The 17,319-nt window shown below is 66.2% G+C and carries 12 protein-coding genes; 8 read left to right on the top strand and 4 right to left on the bottom strand.

The genetic code is table 11. The features are described from left to right. Positions 1-28 precede the first annotated feature (28 nt). Both HU230_RS35930 and HU230_RS35925 read left to right on the top strand, forming a co-directional pair. Complete coding sequence (locus HU230_RS35930; protein WP_420840819.1) at positions 29-2,281, top strand: TonB-dependent receptor; 2,253 nt, start codon at positions 29-31, stop codon at positions 2,279-2,281. A gap of 109 nt (positions 2,282-2,390) precedes the next feature. Further along, positions 2,391-2,564 carry a hypothetical protein gene (locus HU230_RS35925; RefSeq protein WP_176534134.1) on the top strand — a complete coding sequence of 58 codons (174 nt, stop codon included), beginning with the start codon at positions 2,391-2,393 and terminating at the stop codon, positions 2,562-2,564. A 126-nt stretch (positions 2,565-2,690) separates the two neighbouring features. Here HU230_RS35925 and HU230_RS35920 read toward each other — a convergent pair whose 3' ends face one another. Next, entirely contained in the window at positions 2,691-3,980 is a 1,290-nt protein-coding gene (locus HU230_RS35920) for an ATP-grasp domain-containing protein (RefSeq protein ID WP_176534135.1), read from the bottom strand. A gap of 224 nt (positions 3,981-4,204) precedes the next feature. On the opposite strand from HU230_RS35920, the gene HU230_RS35915 reads away from it, so the two are divergent. Then, complete coding sequence (locus tag HU230_RS35915) at positions 4,205-5,437, top strand: MFS transporter (RefSeq protein ID WP_176534136.1); 1,233 nt, start codon at positions 4,205-4,207, stop codon at positions 5,435-5,437. Positions 5,438-5,508: 71 nt separating this feature from the next. Here HU230_RS35915 and HU230_RS35910 read toward each other — a convergent pair whose 3' ends face one another. Further along, entirely contained in the window at positions 5,509-7,077 is a 1,569-nt protein-coding gene (locus tag HU230_RS35910; protein ID WP_176534137.1) for a CYTH and CHAD domain-containing protein, read from the bottom strand. Between the two features lie 192 nt (positions 7,078-7,269). Next, positions 7,270-7,734, bottom strand: a complete 465-nt coding sequence (locus HU230_RS35905; RefSeq protein WP_176534138.1) for a MarR family winged helix-turn-helix transcriptional regulator — start codon at positions 7,732-7,734, stop codon at positions 7,270-7,272. Between the two features lie 76 nt (positions 7,735-7,810). Between HU230_RS35905 and HU230_RS35900 the strand changes: the two genes are divergently transcribed. Beyond that, complete coding sequence (locus HU230_RS35900; RefSeq protein ID WP_176534139.1) at positions 7,811-9,619, top strand: chloride channel protein; 1,809 nt, start codon at positions 7,811-7,813, stop codon at positions 9,617-9,619. Positions 9,620-9,785: 166 nt separating this feature from the next. Then, entirely contained in the window at positions 9,786-11,507 is a 1,722-nt protein-coding gene (locus HU230_RS35895) for an N-acyl-D-amino-acid deacylase family protein (protein ID WP_176534140.1), read from the top strand. Between the two features lie 334 nt (positions 11,508-11,841). Here HU230_RS35895 and HU230_RS35890 read toward each other — a convergent pair whose 3' ends face one another. Next, positions 11,842-13,158, bottom strand: a complete 1,317-nt coding sequence (locus HU230_RS35890) for an MFS transporter (protein ID WP_176534141.1) — start codon at positions 13,156-13,158, stop codon at positions 11,842-11,844. 246 nt (positions 13,159-13,404) lie between these two features. Here HU230_RS35890 and HU230_RS35885 point away from each other — a divergent pair, with 246 nt between their 5' ends. The 3 genes from HU230_RS35885 to HU230_RS35875 are packed head-to-tail and all read left to right on the top strand — an operon-like array spanning position 13,405 to position 17,313. Further along, the gene (locus HU230_RS35885; RefSeq protein WP_176534142.1) at positions 13,405-14,163 is read left to right on the top strand and encodes a class I SAM-dependent methyltransferase; all 759 of its coding nucleotides are present in this window, start codon (positions 13,405-13,407) and stop codon (positions 14,161-14,163) included. Between the two features lie 40 nt (positions 14,164-14,203). After that, positions 14,204-14,857 carry an ABC transporter ATP-binding protein gene (locus tag HU230_RS35880; RefSeq protein WP_176534143.1) on the top strand — a complete coding sequence of 218 codons (654 nt, stop codon included), beginning with the start codon at positions 14,204-14,206 and terminating at the stop codon, positions 14,855-14,857. Further along, a complete protein-coding gene (locus tag HU230_RS35875) occupies positions 14,854-17,313 on the top strand; it encodes an ABC transporter permease (RefSeq protein WP_176534144.1) in 2,460 nt (819 codons plus the stop codon). Before HU230_RS35880 ends, HU230_RS35875 begins: the two co-directional genes overlap by 4 nt. The last annotated feature ends 6 nt before the right edge of the window (positions 17,314-17,319 follow it).

Genomic DNA, 17,319 nt, shown 5'->3' with positions numbered 1-17,319 from the left:
CCACTGACGTTACCGAGGTCTCACTTAGATGTTCTCCAACTCTTCCTCCCGGCGCCGCCGCGTGCTTCTGCTCGCGTCGACGATGATCGTGCCGACCATCATCATCTCGACCGCACGGGCGCAGCAGGCGCCCGCTCCCGAGCAACTTCCGGCGATCGAAATCACCAAGCCGGGCGACCAGAATGTCACGCGCGCCAGGCCGGCCGCTGACGAAGCGCCGGCCCCGCGCCGCCCGGCGCCGGGCACAGGACAGGGCAGCGGGAGCGGATCGGGCTCGACAGGGACCGGATCGGCCACCGGAACGGGCGGCACAGGTGGCCGCCAGTTCGCGGGCATTGTCGGCTCTTCCTCGACCGTGATCACCGCCGACGACATCGCGCATTCGCCGGTGCAGTCGCTGCCGGAGATTCTCGCGCAGGTACCGGGCGTGCAGTTGCAATCGCTTTATGGCGGACCGAACGGCGCCAAGACCGCGGTCGACCTGCGCGGTTTCGGCGCATTCGCCTCCGACAACACCCTGTTCCTGCTCAACGGCCGCCGCCTCAACGACTTCGACAAGGCCGGCTTCGATCTCACCACGATCCCGCTCGATTCGATCGAACGCATCGAGATCACGCGCGGCAACAGCGGTGCGGTGCTCTACGGCGACAACGCGGTGGGCGGCGTGGTCAACATCATCACCAAGACCGGCGCCGGCGGCCCGCCGGCCACGATCCGGGCCGAAGGCGGCTTCGGTTCGTTCAACACCCGCATGGCCGCGGTCTCCGCGGCGCTCAATTCCGGCCCGTGGTCGACCTCGTTCTACGGCAACGGCATCAAGTCCGACGGCTACCGCGTCAACAATGCGCTCAACCAGCGCAACGCCGTCGGCAACGTCAACTACACGACATCCGATTTCACGGCCTTCCTCACCGTCACCGGCAGCGACCAGAAGCTCGGCCTGCCCGGCGGACGGCTGGTCGATCCGTCGATCGGCGTCAACGAGCTGTTCACCGATCGCAGAGGAGCAGCGACGCCATTCGACTATGCCAACCAGCAAACCGCCAGCGTCACCACCGGCTTCACCAAGACGCTGATGAATGGCGTCGACCTCATCGTCGACGGCGGCTGGCGGCAGCGCGAGACGCAAAGCGGCTTCTTCGGCACCGCGCCGACCATCAGCTTCGCCTCGACCTATAATGATGCCGCGCTACAGACCTGGTCGATCACGCCGCGGCTCAGCGTCAAGAACGTGATGTTGGGGATGCCGTCCACGGTCCTGACCGGCATCGACTATTACGATTCGACGTTCCGTGAGGCACGCGGCGCCTATCAAGGCGTCGATCCCTACCACATCTACAATATCGAGCAGCAGACCGTGGCCGGCTACTGGCAGCATACACTGGGCGTGCTGCCGACCACCGATTTCTCCTACGGCGCGCGCGTCCAGAATACCAGCGTGTCGGCACGCGATCGCTACGATCCGAATGCACCGTTCGCCTTCGACACGCAGGCGGCGCCGCTCGACAGCAACGAGACGCAATACGCGCTGCATGTCGGCGCCGAGCATCGCTTCACCGACACCTTCTCGGTGTTCGGCCGCGCCGCGCGCGCATTCCGCACGCCTGATGTCGACGAGCGCGTCGCCTCGGGTCCGTCATTCGATCCGCTGACCTTCGCCCCGATCCCGCAGAACTTCCAGCTCAAGACCCAGACATCGCAGGACGTCGAGGGTGGCTTCCGCGTCAAGACCAACCTGTTTCAGGTCCAGAGCAGCGTCTATCTGATGGATCTCGAGAACGAGATCCATTTCAACCCGGTGCTGTTCTACAACGTCAACCTCGATCCCACCCGCCGCTATGGCTCAGAGACCAGCGCCTCGCTCAAGGTCAGCGACAGCGTCACCCTGCGCGGCGGCATGGCGATCACCCGCGCCGTCTTCCGCGAAGGAATGTGGGCCGGCAACGACGTGCCGCTGGTGTCGCGCTACACCGGCAATCTCGGCGTGACCTGGAATATCTGGCAGAACTATCTGGTGTTCGATGCCACGGTGCGGGCCTGGAGCTCGCGCATCATGGACAACGACCAGGCCAACACCCAGAACCGCATTCCCGGCAACGCCACCGCCGATCTCAAGCTCAGCGGGCGGGTTGACCGCTTCTTCTGGTCGCTCAGCGTGAACAATCTGTTCAACGCGCTCTATTACGACTACGCCATCGCGAGCTCGTTCACGGCCGGCCGCTTCTCGGCCTATCCGCTGCCCGGCCGCACCTACATGGTCAAGGCGGGCGCGACGTTTTGAGCTATCGGCGCGGCGGGTGTGACCGGCCGCGCCCATCTCCTTACGTTACAAGCACCGGCGAACTGGGGTAGAATTCCGGCTGCTGATTTGACCCGCGCAGGGGAAACGGATGGCCAAGGCCGGAAAGAAGAGCAAGGGCGGCGGCAAGATCGACGACAAGACCGACGACAAGTCGAAAAAGCCTGCGCCGCCCGCGGCGCCACAGGACGACGACTATTATGAGGACGGCGACATCGCCACGCCGAAGCTCGATCGCTACGGCAATGATGACGAGCCGTTGTAGGGGTTGACCGAAATCCATCCCAGGTCGTCCCGGGCAAGCGAAGCGCGACCCGGGACCCATAACCACAGGATTGGATTGTCTCGCAATGCTGGGGCCACAGCCTTCCTCGACAATTCAATCCTGTGGTTATGGGTCCCGGCCTTCGCCGGGACGACGTGTTGAGAGATCGCGCAGAAAATGCTTCCCCTCGATCTTCTCGATACTCGTGCGATCGAGCAGATGCGCACCGAAGCCGCCGCGCGCCAGCGATGCGGCGATCGGCGGCGATGCCAGCAGCAGCGCTGTGGTCATCGCCAGCGGCACGGCACTGAGCCAATCGAGCCGCACCGGCGTCAGCTCTTCGCTGCTGCCCCGATAAAGGCCTTCGCCCGCGGCGATGCGGCCGCATTCCCGGATCAGGTCTCGCCGCGTGCCGTCGCGCGATGCGCTGCCGAGCAGCGCCTGCATCGCGAGATGCGTTCGTACCCCGCTGCGGCTCTCGGAAAGCGGCGCCGGCGTCTCGCCAAGCGAGACGCGCAGCAGCAGGTCGACCAGATCAGTGCCGGCGCGATACGCGTTGACAGGCTCGACCAGCCGCGGATTGCAGTCGATCAACAGCGGCGTTGCGCTGTCGAGCGGCATGATGACGTCGACCGAGAGCGCGCCGTGCCAGCCGAGATGCGCGCCGATGGTCTCGAGCGCGGCACGGATCGCCGGCCGGCTCACGCTCTCCTTGATCGCCTCGCCGCCGCCGACGCCGGCCGCGATCTGCCGGTAGGCGTGAAAGCCGACTAGCGCGCCGCGGCAGAACACCGACTGGGCCTTCTCAACGGTGCCGGTGATGAGATCCTGCGTCAGCACCTCGCCGGCAAAATCGCCGGCGGATACGAGATCGTAGAGCGCGCGGTTGAGATCGCCGGCATCGCGCACGAACCAGACGCCGCGGCTGGCGGTGCCGACCGACGTCTTGACCACGGATGGAAACCGCACCACCTCGCGCAGCTCGTCGGCCGAGTTCACGATCCGGGTCGGCGGCTGCGGCAGGCCGAGCCGGTCCAGCAGGCGGCTGAAGCCGGCCTTGCTGTGCACCGCGCGATAGCTGGCGAAATCCGGCAGCGCCAGGCCGGTGCGCGACGTCAGCCGCGCCGCGGCGCGGGCGAACAGGAAGCCCTCCTCGTGGGTCGGCAGCAGTACGTCGAAATGCCGCGACGCCAGCAGCCGCTCGACGAAACCCAAGAAGCCGGCCGGATCCGACCGCAGCGGCGGACAATGGTGGTATGTGCGGACAAAGCGGGAATAGCGCGCCAGGCACCAGCGCGAGGGGTCGCAGACCTCGACGTGATGGCCGGCCAGCCCCAGGATCGTGATCGCCTCGCGGCCGGAGGTGCTGGAGCCCTCTGACACAAGCACGCGGAGCGGCTTTTTGGCGTCGATCATGGCCGATCATCACCGCAGGACCACACTTTGTCGCCGCCTTTAATGCCGCATGTGTCGATCCGGCACGCCCGCGCCGGGGGCAGCCATGCAGGCGCGTTCATGGACAATTAGCGCCCAGCCTTTATTTTCTGCCCGCCCTGCCGGGCATTTTTTTGACGCGTTTTCTTCACGCGAACCGCGACCCACTTCGCTCGAAAACGCTATGGAATTAGGGTTTCACTGACATGGTCGACATTCTGGCCGCACCGCAGCAAGCGAAAGCCGACAGCGCGCTGCGCACGCTGACGGGGATTTCGGTCGCCCATTGGGTCAGCCACTTCCATATCTTCGTGCTGCCGATGCTGTTCCCGTTCCTGAAGCAGCAGCTCGGCGTCGGCTATGTCGAGCTCGGTTTCGCGCTGACGGTGTTTGCGGCGGTCTCCGGCCTGACCCAGGCGCCGATCGGCTACCTCGCCGACCATATCGGGGCGCGCAAGATCCTGCTGATCGGGCTGACCATCGGCGGCTGTGCGCTGATCGGGCTCGGCCTGCATCTGAGCTATACTTCGCTGATCGTCTGTGCGGTGGCGCTCGGCCTCGCCAACAGCGTCTACCATCCGGCCGACTACGCGATCCTCTCGGCCCATATGGACGAGGCGCGGATGGGCCGCGCCTTCTCGATCCACACCTTCGCCGGCTTCCTCGGCGGCGCGGTGGCGCCTGCGATCATGGCAGCACTGGTCGCCTCGATCGGCGGGCTCGGCGCGCTGATCGTTGCCGGCGCGGTCGGCCCGCTGGTGGCGCTGTTCCTGATCGTGCTCGGCATTCCCGATGCCGGCGCCAACAAGAGCAAGTCGAAGGACGACGCGGCGCCGAAGGCGAGCGTGATCACGCCGGCGCTGATGGTTCTGACCGCCTTCTTCACGCTGCTCAGCCTGTCGACCTCGGGCATCAACAATTTCGGCGTGGTCGCGCTGATGGGCGGCTACGGCGCGTCGTTCTCGACCGCCAACGTCGCACTCACCGCCTTCCTCGGCGCCAGCGCCGCGGGCGTGCTCGCCGGCGGCTATCTCGCCGACTGGACCCATCGCCACAGCCAGCTTGCCGCGGCCTGCTTCGCGGTCAATGCCGTTCTGGTGCTGCTGATCGCGCTGATGAACCTGCCGCCGGTGGCGCTCACGCTCGCGATGGGGCTTGCCGGATTCCTCGGCGGCGTGATCGCGCCCTCCCGCGACATGATGGTGCGCAACGCCGCGCCTCCCGGCGCCGCCGGCCGCGCCTTCGGCATCGTCTCCACCGGCTTCAACTTCGGCGGCATCGTCAGCCCGCTGCTGTTCGGCTGGATCATGGACCAGCACATGTCGCATTGGGTGTTCGGCGCCTCGGTGGTGTTCATGGTGCTGACCGTGCTGCTTGCACTGGTGACCGAGCGCAAGCCGCAGGCCTCCGCAGTTGTAATGCAGGCGCAGTCCCGCTAGGGCATCCCGCTCTCACCGCGCATCGAGCCGTCGTCGACGAGAGGCGCGGCCAATACTTGCCGCCGCCAAACTCATCGGCCCCAGAATGCAGGCGTCGTCTTGAACCGCCGCCAACTCTTGCGCAGCGCTTTCGTCACCGCGATCTGATCACGGGCCAGCCAGCCGGTTATCGCGCCGATGCCGAGATGAAGCGCGGGCTGGTCGTCCTGCCGGATCGTATGGAGCAGCACGCGCGTGCTTCCGATGTCGCACACCCGCCCCAGACTGGTCTGCAACCCGGCGAGCCGCTTCACGTAGCGCTTCGCCGGCGCGTGGGACGCATAGAGCGGCAGGAAGAACTCCGCCGCATAGCGCAACTTCTTGAGGTTGATCCTGAGATTGTGCTGCGCGTGGATATCGAGCCGCCGGAAGCCCGCACCCCGCTTCAACGTCTTGCGATGCAATCGTTCCAGAATCTTGTCGGCGAGCACCGGCATCGGTTGCGACAGGACAGCCAGCGCTTCGCTGTCGATCTCGTTACGCCAGCCGCGACGTTCCACCAGATGCCCGAGCGAGAGCAGGAAGCGGCTGCACCGGGGATCGGCCAGGACGTTCTGCAAGGTGCCGTAACTCGACTTCCGTTGCTGCTGAACCGCCCGGCGAAGGCCATCCAGGTCGATATCCGGAACCGCGCTGACCAAGCGGGTGATCGTCGTTTCGGCGAAGACGTCCCAATCCCGGGCCTGGCCGAGCTGCCGCATCAGCCATTTTGCTTCGCTGTTGACCGCCAGAAATGCCGGCGATGGAATGTCGCGCCGGAACAGCGCGCAGATCGTCCGCAAGCGTCGCAAGGCCACGCGCATCTGGTGCACGCCTTCGGGGTCCGATCCCTGCTCGGCCACCGCGTGATTTTTCAACAGATGATGCCAGCAGGAGCCCACCAGCAACGCGATGACGTCGTCGACCACGAGCTCCGCGGTGATGCCTGACAACTCGGCCTTCGCTGCCGATGGCACGACATCGAACGCGAGCGCATAGCCGCGTTCCGCCTTGCTGCGCGTGCCGATCTGGAGCGGCGCCGCATCGAGCAACTGCGTTCCGAGATCGAACAGGACGCCGGCATTGCCGCTCTTCAGTTCAAGCTCGATTTCCGACAGGACCTCCTGGCGCGCATCGGCCTCGATCGTCCCCTCGTCGAATGCGATTTCAACCGACGCATCGGGCAGGTCGAGCTGCCGCGCGTGCCGGCGTACCTTTGTCGCGAAGACCGACACCAGCGCATCGTTGCTCAGCGCCGCCACGGGATCGCCGACCTCGTCGGCGGGCAATCGCGCCAGATCAGGGGCGATGCTCTCAAGCGGCACCTCCCATTGGCGCCGCCTCAGAGGCTGCGAGCCATTGGGTGAAAGCTTCAGCGTTTGGATGAACGTGTTGCCGCTGCGTCGCACGCGCAGTGACATGCCATGCCGAAACAACAGCCGCTCCGGCGTGTCGTAATAGACGGTTTCCAGCCGGTGAAATGCGCCGCGGTTGCGCGCATGCTGCACGATGCAGGCTGCCTCGCGCAGCTTTTCGAGGCTTCCTTGCGGTGCAAGCAGCTTGAGTTCGATTTCCGCCTGATCGCCATGCCTGACGGCAATGGCAGTCCCCGCCTCGGTCACGACCGGCCGCCGTCCATCTACTGATATCGCCCCCAGCATGGTCTATGAAGGTTTCGTGACAATGACAAGGCATATCGTTGCATCGCAGCGTGCATTAAAATCCAAGTTTTACATGCTCAAGTTGTAGGTAACGACACCGCCAGTCCCGGGCGATGGACGCCGGTTGCGTCCAGCGTCGTGCACGCTGCGCATTCATTCCGATCGCCGCGACAGCACCTGCTTCAAGAGCGGCTCGATCCGCGACAGCTCATCGAGATGAACCGCAGACAGTTCGGCGAGATGATCGGCCGCGAGGCCGGTTAGCTTCAGCAGCACCCGCCGCTGGTCGGCGGGGTCGAGCACGCGCTCGACCAGGCCCGCCTCGGACAGCCGGTCGACCAGTTCGACGGTGGTGTGATGACGAAGCCGCAGCCGCTCGGCCAGATCGCCGATCGTGACCGGCCCGCCGCCCGGATAGCCCCTGATCGCCAGCAAGGCCTGATGCTGCCGGGGCGTCAGGCCCTTGGCTTTCGCGGCATCCTGGCTGAATTCCAGAAAGCGTCGGATCAGATAGCGAAATTGCGACAGCGCCTCGTAATCGGCCTGGCTAGGAACCCGTTTTCGGGCCTTGTTCGGTGCTTTGGCCTGCGATTTCGGCGGACCTTTCAACGCTGCCATTCGATGTCTCCGGCTTGTAATTATATCGCAATGCGATATGACGCCCACGTCCACTTCACCGAGCCTTACGCCACCAATGAGCGTCATTTCCACCAAATCGAGCACCTCCGCCAAAACCAGCGCCAAGATCGGCGACAAGGCCAGTCACCTGCTGAGCGACTTCACCACCGATCCGCGCGTCGTGGTGATCTCGGCGATCGCCGTGTTTGTCTCCGCCGCCGGCGTGCTGGCCGGTGCAGGACTTCTGCAGCTGATCAAGCTTGCCACCAACATCGCCTATTTCGGCCAGTTCAGCTTCGCCGACCTGAAATTGCAGGATTCGCCGCTTGGCCTCTGGACCGTGCTGGTTCCGGTCGCGGGCTCGCTGATCATCGGCCTGATGGCACGCTTCGGCAGCGAGAAGATCCGCGGTCACGGCATTCCGGAGGCGATCGAGGCAATCCTCCTTGGCCGTTCCCGGCTCGACCCCAAGGTGGCGATCCTGAAGCCATTGTCGTCGGCGGTGTCGATCGGCACCGGCGGTCCGTTCGGCGCCGAGGGCCCGATCATCATGACGGGCGGCGCGATCGGCTCGCTGATCGCGCAGATGCTTCCGGTGACGGACAACGAGCGCAAGACCTTGCTGGTGGCCGGCGCCGCCGCCGGCATGACCACCGTGTTCGGAACGCCGATCGCTGCGATCATGCTCGCCGTCGAACTCCTGCTGTTCGAATGGACGCCGCGCAGCTTCATTCCCGTCACCGTCGCTGCCGTGGTGGCCGCGGTCGGCCGCACCTTCCTGCACATGCCCGCGCCACTGTTTCCGTTCACGGGCGGCGTCGACATCTCCGTGCTCCAGCTCGGCGCCTGGATCCTGATCGGAATCCTCTCCGGGCTGCTGTCGGGCGTGCTCACCCAGCTGGTCTATGGCTGCGAGGACATCTTCCTGAAGCTGCCGATCCACTGGATGTGGTGGCCGCTGATCGGCGGCCTGGTCGTGGGCCTCGGCGGGCTGATCGAACCGCAGGCGCTCGGTGTCGGCTATGACAACCTTGCTTCGATGCTGAACGGCGAGGTGGTGCTGAAAGCCGCGCTGCTGCTGCTGGTGGTGAAGGCCGTGATCTGGTCGGTTGCGCTCGGCTCCGGCACGTCGGGCGGCGTGCTGGCGCCGCTGCTCATCATGGGCGGTGCGATGGGAACGGCGCTGAGCGGCTATCTGCCGGCGGCGAGCCCCGGCTTCTGGGCGCTGCTGGCGATGGCGGCGACGATGGGTGGCACGATGCGCTCGCCGCTGACCGCGACCTTCTTCGCGGTCGAGCTCACCGGCAACACCCATGTACTGCTGCCATTGATCGCAGCCTGCGGCACCGCGCACGGCGTCACGGTGCTGCTGATGCGGCGCTCGATCCTGACCGAGAAGGTCGCGCGGCGCGGCCATCACCTGGTGCGCGAGTACCGGGTCGATCCCTTCGCGCTGACGCGCGTGCGTGACGTGATGACCAAGGCGGTCGAGACCGTCTCCGACAGCATGACGCTGCACGGCGCCGCGGCCTTCCTGACCAACCCGAAGACCGGTCATCCGAGCTTCCCCGTCGTCGACGCTAACCGTCACGTGCTCGGCGTGATCGATCCGCCCTCCGTGCTGCGCTGGCGCCGCGCCGGCAAGCATCGCACCGCGACGCTCGGCCAACTGCTAACGGGCAGCAAGATCACGGTCGCCTACCCGGATGAATATCTCGACCGGCTCGCCGACCGCCTGATGCAGGTCAACGTCTCGCATCTGCCGGTCATCTCGCGCGAAGACCAGCGCCTCGTCGGCTACATCGGCTGGAAGGACCTGATGCGGGTGCGCGCCCGGCTGCAGGCCGAGGAGACCCAGAAGACGGCCTTCTTCGGCGCGCGATAGTCCGCGGAAGCTTGCCTGGCGGAACAAATTTCCGCCGGGCGGCAACGATTGGTTCTCGCTGGCAAATCATCGCCAGTGCATCCCAGGGCTTCATCGGCGCTGGTTGACAGCATCAGGGGCTCACCCATGATGCCGGCAACCAAGAACAGCCACGGGATGAAACGCCATGACCTCGACCCCAGACCTCGTGATCCGCGGCGGCAACATCGCCGACGGCAAGGGCGGCGACCTCTATGAAGCCGATGTCGCGATCACCGGCGGCAAGATCACCGACGTCGGCAAGGTCGCCGCAAAAGGCAAGGAAGAGATCGACGCCCGCGGCAGACTGGTGGCGCCCGGCTTCGTCGATGTCCACACCCATTACGACGGCCAGGTGACCTGGAGCCAGGACATCACGCCGTCATCGCAGAACGGCGTCACCACCGCCATCATGGGCAATTGCGGCGTCGGCTTCGCGCCGTGCCGGCCGAGCGACCACGGCAGGCTGATCCAGCTGATGGAAGGCGTCGAGGACATTCCGGAGCCGGTGCTGAGCGCCGGCATTCCCTGGGCGTGGGAGAGCTTCCCCGACTACATGGAGTGGCTGTCGAAGCGCAGCTTCGACATGGACATCGGCGCGCAACTGCCGCACGCGGCGCTGCGCGTCTATGTGATGGGCGAGCGCGGCGCGCGCCGCGATCCCGCCACGCCCGAGGACAATAAGGCGATGGCGGCGCTCGCCGGCGATGCGGTGCGATCGGGCGCGCTGGGTTTCTCGACCTCGCGCACGCTCAATCACCGCACCTCGACCGGCGACTACACGCCGACACTGAAAGCAGGCGAGGATGAATTGACCGCGATCGCCGGCGCGATGCACGGCGTCGGCCGCAGCGTGCTGCAATTCGTGCTCGACCAGAGCACCGTTCACGAAGACCTGCCGATGATGCTGCGGGTCGCCGAGAACACAAGATGCCCGATTTCGTTCTCGGTCGCTCAGGCCGACAAGGCGCCGCGGCGCTGGCGGCAGACCATGGACACCATCAATGAAGCCGCCGCGCGCGGCCTGTCGATCACGACCCAGATCGCGGCGCGGCCGGTCGGGCTGCTGCTTGGACTGGAATTGTCGCGCAACCCGTTCCAGACCCATCCGAGCTATCGCGAAATCGCAAAGCTGCCGCTGGCGGAGCGGCTGACGCATCTGCGCCGGCCCGAGGTGCGCGCGGCGATCCTGGGCGAGAGCGCGACGGCAACCGACGATCCGCTGTTCTTCCGGCCGAACTACGACAAGATGTATCTACTGGGTAATCCGCCGGACTATGAGCAGCCGCCGGAGAACGCGCTCGGCCCGCAGGCGCGCCGCCAGGGCCGCCAGCCGGAAGAGCTCGCCTATGACGCGATGCTGACCGACGAGGGCCGCGGCATGCTCTATGTGCCGTTCCTGAATTATGCCGACGGCAATCTCGATGCCGTGCATGAGATGCTGCGCGAACCCAGCGCCGTGCCCGGCCTGTCCGACGGCGGCGCGCATTGCGGCATCATCTGCGATGCCAGCTTCCCGACCTATCTCTTGACGCACTGGACGCGCGACCGCAGCCGCGGCGAGAAGCTCTCGATCCCGTTCGTGATTGCGGCGCAGTCGCGCAAGACCGCGCTGTCGGTTGGGCTCACTGATCGCGGCGTGATCGCGCCGGGCTTCAAGGCCGACGTCAACGTGATCGACTACGACCGGCTGCACCTGCATCCGCCGAAGGTGCATTACGACCTGCCGGTCGGCGGCCGCCGCCTCTTGCAACAGGTCGACGGCTACGACGCCACCATCGTCTCCGGCGTCGTCACCCAGCTCAAGGGCAAGGCCACCGGCGCGCGGCCGGGCAGGCTCGTCCGCGGCGCGCAGGGGGTGATGAACTAAGGTAGCTTGCAGCCCGGATGAAGCGAAGCGCAATTCGGGGCAGCTCTATCCGCGGATAGCAAGGCCCCGGATTTCGCTGCGCTTCATCCGGGCTCCAGAGAGTCCGGGCTACAGAGAGCTCGACATTGACGCGAACCGCGGCCGCCGCGTCACCCTCCCCTGGAGGGGGAGGGTCGCTGGGCATGTAGCGAAGCGGAATGCGCAGCGGGGTGGGGTGACGGTCTCTCCACACGGATGCTGCCCGTGTTGAGAGATCACCCCACCCCGTCTCACATTTCGCTGCGCTCAACGTAATCCGACCCTCCCCCTCCAGGGGAGGGTGGAAGGCACGCCCCTACGTCGGCGACATCGCGCCCTTGATGGTGCCCGCCGGCTGCGACGCGCCGGTCAGCCGCGCACGCTCGGTGTTCGGCCACAGCAACAGCAAGCCGAGCAGGCCGGAGCCGGCCATGATCGCGGCGTTGATGGTGAAGCCGCTCATGTAGCCGGCCATCGGCGTGGCGGCGTGCTGGATCACACTGCCCATCACCATCGGCGCCAGGATGCCCGAGATGGTGTAGAGCGCACCGTAGATCGCGATGATCGCGCCACGCTGCGACACCGGCGTGAACTCGCCGAGCATCGGCGGGCACACCACATAGATCGAGCCGCACAGGCCGGAGCCGATCACCAGCAGTGCGATCATCAGCGCGCCCGGCGGCGCATAGGGCAGCGCAGCGAGGATGCAGCCGCCGGCGATCAACGGCACCGAGCCGAGCACGCCGCGCGCGCCGCGGGTGGTGAAGCCGCGCGCCAGCATCAGCTGCGAGATCCAGCCGGTCAGGATCACGATCGTCGCACCGAAGATCCAGGGCAGGATCGAGACGAAGCCGGCTTGCTGCTGCGAGAAGCCGAGCCCCTCGATGATGAACGACGTGAACCAGGTCAGGCCCAACGACAGCGCCCAATAGGCGCCGAAGGTCGCGACCACGCAGCCAACGAAGGTGCGCGACGTCAGCAGCTTCCAGTAGGGAATCCGTGGTTCATCGGCAACAACGGCAGCCGTCGACACCAGCGGCCCTTCCTTGCCGAGCGCGAACCAGGCGACGGTCCAGAGCAGACCGACGATTCCAAGCGCGCCGAAGGCGTGATGCCAGCTGTGATTGACGATGATCCAGTTCAGCGCGGGCACCGCGAGGATCACGCCAAACGCCGAACCCTGCGACAGGATCGCGGTCGGCAGCGTGCGCTTCTCATCCGGAAACCATTTGTAGATCGCGTGCGCGGCGACAGAGAAGGCCGGTCCCTCGCCGGCGCCGAGGATGATGCGGCAGATCGTGAGCGTCGTGAGGCTGACGGTGCCGATCATCGGAAATTGCGTCAGCGACCAGATCACCGCCAGGATCAGCAGCACCCAACGCGTGTCGACGCGGTTGACGATGAAGCCGACCACGATCGCCGAGATCGAGAACAGATAGAAGAAGGATGAGCCGAGATCGCCGAACTGCTCCGGGGTGAGACCCATCTCCTTCCGGATCGGCACGCCGGCAAGCCCGACCACGATCTTGTCCGCAAAGTTCACCACCATGTACAGGAACAGAAGGAAGGTGATTTGCCAGGCGCCTTTGGGCGTCCCCTTCGACATCCCTTTGGGCGTCGGTTGCGTTGTCATGTCTGGCTCCCCGTCGTTTCGTTTTTTGGCTTCGTAAGATCGGCCTCGGCAGGATGCTAGCCACGCCTCGCCGCGCAACGCAACCCGCATTTCCTCGGGTTCTGTGGCCGGCGCGACACGATGGCCGGGCAAGCGCGCCCCGATCACGATCGCGTCGTCGCGGCCAGTGAAGCGGTGATCTGTCATCGGCCGGCTGCTATGCTCGGGGCAACGAAAAGCCGAGGTTATTGAAGGTTGGGTTATTTCATGAACAGATCGATCCTTCGCGCGGCCGCCTGTCTTGCACTTGTATCCGCCGCACTGCTCGCCGTGCCTTCTGCCCGCGCCGACGACGCGGCAAGCCCAGACTACGCGGCGATCGTCGCCGCGCCCGATCGCAGCGATGCGGATCGCCAGGTCGACCAGCGCCGCCAGCCGGCAAAGATGCTCGCCTTTGCCGGCGTCAAGCCCGGCATGACCGTTCTCGACATGGCGGCGAGCGCCGGCTACAGCACCGAACTGTTGGCGCGCACGGTCGCCCCTTCGGGCAAGGTCTACGCGCAGGATTCGGCTGCCGTGCTCGAGCGCTTCGTCAAGGACAAGTTCGACACCCGCGCCAAGGCACCGGCGATGAAGAACGTCGTCCATCTGGTGCGCGACTATGACGACCCGATCCCGCCCGAGGTGAACAACCTCGACATGATCACCTTGTTCTTTTTCTATCACGACATCAGCTATCTGCCGGTCGATCGCGCCGCGATGAACAAGAAGATGTTCGCCGCGCTGAAGCCGGGCGGCTTCCTGGTCATCGCGGACCACTCGGCCAAGGTGGGCGAAGGCACAAGCGTCGCCAAGACGCTGCACCGGATCGAGGAGAGCACCCTGAAGCAGGAGATCGAGGCGGCCGGCTTCAAGCTGGTGGCCGAGGCCGATTTCCTGCATCATGCGGAGGACCCGAAGGACATTCCCGTCTTCAAGGCGCCGGTGCCGATCGACGAGTTCGTCCTGAAATACCAGAAGCCTTGAATGAGGCACGGCCATCGCTTCACCTGACCAGACCGCCGCGGTGCTTCGCGTCACCGGCCTGACCAAGAGTTACCGCTCTGCCGGTGAAGACGTCGCGGTGCTGCGCGGCGTCGATCTCACTGTCACGACCGGCGAGAGCGTGGCGCTGTCAGGCGAATCCGGCAGCGGCAAGAGCACGCTGCTGCATTTGATCGCGGGGCTCGATGCCGCCGACAGCGGCGAGATCAGGCTCGCCGACATCACCGTTTCCGGTCTCAACGACGCCGGCCGCGCCGAGCTGCGCCGCGACCGGCTCGGCCTCGTGTTCCAGCAGTTCAACCTGATCCCGAGTCTCACGGTTGCGGACAATCTCGTGTTCCAGTCGCGCATCGCCGGCCGCCACGATGCGGCCTGGCATGACGAACTGGTCGAGCGCCTCGGGCTCAAGCAGCTCCTGAAGCGCTATCCCGAGCAATTGTCCGGCGGCCAGCAGCAGCGCGTCGCGATCGGCCGCGCGCTGGCGCCGAAGCCGCTGTTGCTGCTTGCCGACGAGCCGACCGGCAATCTCGACGAGGACACCGCCGACGAGGTGCTGCTTCTGGCGCGCGATCTGGTTGCTCGCACCGGCTGCGGCTTCCTGATGGTCACCCACAGCGCGCGGCTCGCCGCGACGCTCGACCGCCAGGTCACCCTGCATGCCGGGGTCATCGCATGAGGCGGGCGCTCTGGATCCTCGCCGTGCTGCTCAGCCATTGGCGACGGCATCCGATGCAGCTCGCAACCCTGCTGATCGGGCTGATCTCGGCCACCGCGCTGTGGAGCGGCGTGCAGGCGCTGAACCAGCAGGCGCGCATCGCCTATGACCGCGCCGCCGCGACCTTCGGCGGCGCGCGCACCGCCATGCTGGTGAGCCGCGACAGCGCGACTTTCCCGCAAAACCTGTTCGTCGATCTGCGCCGCGCCGGCTGGCCGGTGTCGCCGATGCTGGAGGGCCGGGTCCAGATCGACGGGCGCAGCTTGCGCCTGCTCGGTGTCGAGCCGGTGACGCTGCCGTCCGAGGTGGGCAACGCACCGGCGGTCGGGCGCGGCAGCCTGTTATCCTTTGTCACGCCGCCGGGCGAGATGCTGGTGGCGGGCGAGACGCTGCGCGATCTCGGCCTCAAGGAGGGCGAACGGCCGCAGGCCAACGGCACGAGTTTGCCGCCGCTGCGCGTGCAGGCGGAGCTCGCGCCCGGCGCGCTCGTCGTCGATATCGGCATCGCGCAGGACATCCTGAAGATGCCCGGCCTGGTGTCGCGCCTGCTGGTCGGCAAATCGAAAACGCCGCGCGCGACGCTTGAAAGCGTGGCAGGCGAAAAACTTCGGCTGGTGGAGCCGAGCGCCGAGAGCGACCTCGAGCGGCTAACCGACAGTTTCCATCTCAACCTCACCGCATTCGGCCTGCTGTCGTTCTTCGTCGGCCTGTTCATCGTCAACTCCGCGATCGGCCTCGCTTTCGAGCAGCGGCTGCCGATGCTGCGCACCTTGCGCGCCTGCGGCGTCTCGGCGCGGCTACTCAACACCGTGCTGGTGATCGAGCTGGTGTCGCTGGCGCTGGTCGCCGGCCTGATCGGCCTCGTCTGCGGCTATTTCATCGCGGCAGCCTTGCTGCCCGATGTCGCGGCCTCCCTGCGCGGGCTCTATGGCGCGCAGATCCCGGGACAGCTTTCGCTCAAGCCCGTCTGGTGGTTCGCCGGCATCGCTATCAGCATCCTGGGCGCGCTCGCAGCCGCCGCCGCGAGCCTTGCCAAGGCGATCCGGATGCCGGTGCTGGCGACGGCGCAGCCGCAGGCCTGGCAGCAGGCGCAACGGCGCTGGCTCATGTTCCAGAGTGCCGCGGCGCTCGCGGTGTTTGCGGTCGCAGCGGCTCTTATTCAGTTCGGCGATTCCCTGATCGCGGGTTTTGCGGTGCTGGCCGCGCTGATGCTCGGCGCGGCGTTGATCCTGCCGATGGTGCTGCAAATCGCGCTCGCATTCGGCCAGCGCAGCGCACGGGCGCCGGTCGGCATCTGGTTCTGGGCCGACAGCCGCCAGCAGCTCTCGGGCCTGTCGCTGGCGCTGATGGCGCTGTTGCTCGCGCTCGCGGTCAATGTCGGCGTCAGCACCATGGTGGAAAGCTTTAGCCGCACCTTCCTGGTCTGGCTCGACGGCCGCCTCGCCGCCGACGTCTACATCAGCGCCGCCAGCGATCAGCAGGCAAAGGAGATCAAGGCGTGGCTGCGCGATCGGCCCGAAGTCGCGGCGATCCTGCCCGGCGGCCGCGCCGATACCCAGCTTGGCGGCGCGCCGATCGAGGTGCTGGGCCTGCCGGACCACGCCACCTATCGCGACAACTGGCCGTTGCTGGAGAGCACGGCGAATGCCTGGGTGCGCTTGCGTCCCGGCGACACTTGTCTGGTCAGCGAGCAGCTGTCGCGGCGGATGAAGCTTGCGATTGGCGATCATATCGAGGTGCCGGCCCCGGGCGGCAACTGGCCGCTCGAGATCGTCGGCATCTATGCCGATTACGGCAACCCCAAGGGCCAAATCGCCGTCAACTTCGCTGCGCTGACCCGGCGTTTCCCGCAGACGCCGCAGACCCGGATCGGACTCCGCGTCGCGCCAGATCACATCGCGCCGGTGATCGCGGCGTTGCAGGAGAAGTTCGGCCTCGACGACCGCAACATCGCCGACCAGGCGACGATGAAGCGGGAATCCAAACGGGTGTTCAACCGCACCTTCTCGGTGACCGCGGCGCTCAACGCCTTCACGCTCGGCGTCGCCGGCATCGCGCTCCTGACCAGCCTGCTCACGCTGGCCAATTCGCGGCTGCCGCAGCTTGCGCCGCTGTGGGCGATCGGCCTGACGCGGCGGCGGCTCGCGGCGCTCGAACTGTTGAAGACCATGGCGGTCGCATTGATCACCGCGCTGTTCGCGCTGCCGCTCGGCCTTCTGGTCGCCTGGTGCCTGCTTGCGATCGTCAATGTGAAGGCGTTCGGCTGGCGGCTGCCGTTCCAGGTCTTCCCGTTGCAGCTGATCGAGCTGCTCGCGGTGGCGCTCGTTGCCGCCTTCTGTGCGGCGGCGCTGCCGGTCGCTAGACTGGCGCGCATGCAGCCAGCCAGCCTGATCAGGATCTTCGTCAATGAGCGCTGAGACGCG

Source organism: Bradyrhizobium quebecense (genome assembly GCF_013373795.3).
Classification (GTDB): Bacteria; Pseudomonadota; Alphaproteobacteria; order Rhizobiales; family Xanthobacteraceae; genus Bradyrhizobium; species Bradyrhizobium quebecense.
Note: the sequence above shows the minus strand (reverse complement) of the source record. Positions and strands in the feature narration are given on the sequence as shown.

What these genes read in the sequence shown, in the direction of transcription:
- HU230_RS35930 (WP_420840819.1), top strand. Translation starts at nt 29, where the DNA reads ATGTTCTCCAACTCTTCCTCCCGGCGCCGCCGCGTGCTTCTGCTCGCG.
- HU230_RS35925 (WP_176534134.1), top strand. Translation starts at nt 2,391, where the DNA reads ATGGCCAAGGCCGGAAAGAAGAGCAAGGGCGGCGGCAAGATCGACGAC.
- HU230_RS35920 (WP_176534135.1), bottom strand. Translation starts at nt 3,980, where the DNA reads ATGATCGACGCCAAAAAGCCGCTCCGCGTGCTTGTGTCAGAGGGCTCC.
- HU230_RS35915 (WP_176534136.1), top strand. Translation starts at nt 4,205, where the DNA reads ATGGTCGACATTCTGGCCGCACCGCAGCAAGCGAAAGCCGACAGCGCG.
- HU230_RS35905 (WP_176534138.1), bottom strand. Translation starts at nt 7,734, where the DNA reads ATGGCAGCGTTGAAAGGTCCGCCGAAATCGCAGGCCAAAGCACCGAAC.
- HU230_RS35900 (WP_176534139.1), top strand. Translation starts at nt 7,811, where the DNA reads ATGAGCGTCATTTCCACCAAATCGAGCACCTCCGCCAAAACCAGCGCC.
- HU230_RS35895 (WP_176534140.1), top strand. Translation starts at nt 9,786, where the DNA reads ATGACCTCGACCCCAGACCTCGTGATCCGCGGCGGCAACATCGCCGAC.
- HU230_RS35890 (WP_176534141.1), bottom strand. Translation starts at nt 13,158, where the DNA reads ATGACAACGCAACCGACGCCCAAAGGGATGTCGAAGGGGACGCCCAAA.
- HU230_RS35885 (WP_176534142.1), top strand. Translation starts at nt 13,405, where the DNA reads ATGAACAGATCGATCCTTCGCGCGGCCGCCTGTCTTGCACTTGTATCC.
- HU230_RS35875 (WP_176534144.1), top strand. Translation starts at nt 14,854, where the DNA reads ATGAGGCGGGCGCTCTGGATCCTCGCCGTGCTGCTCAGCCATTGGCGA.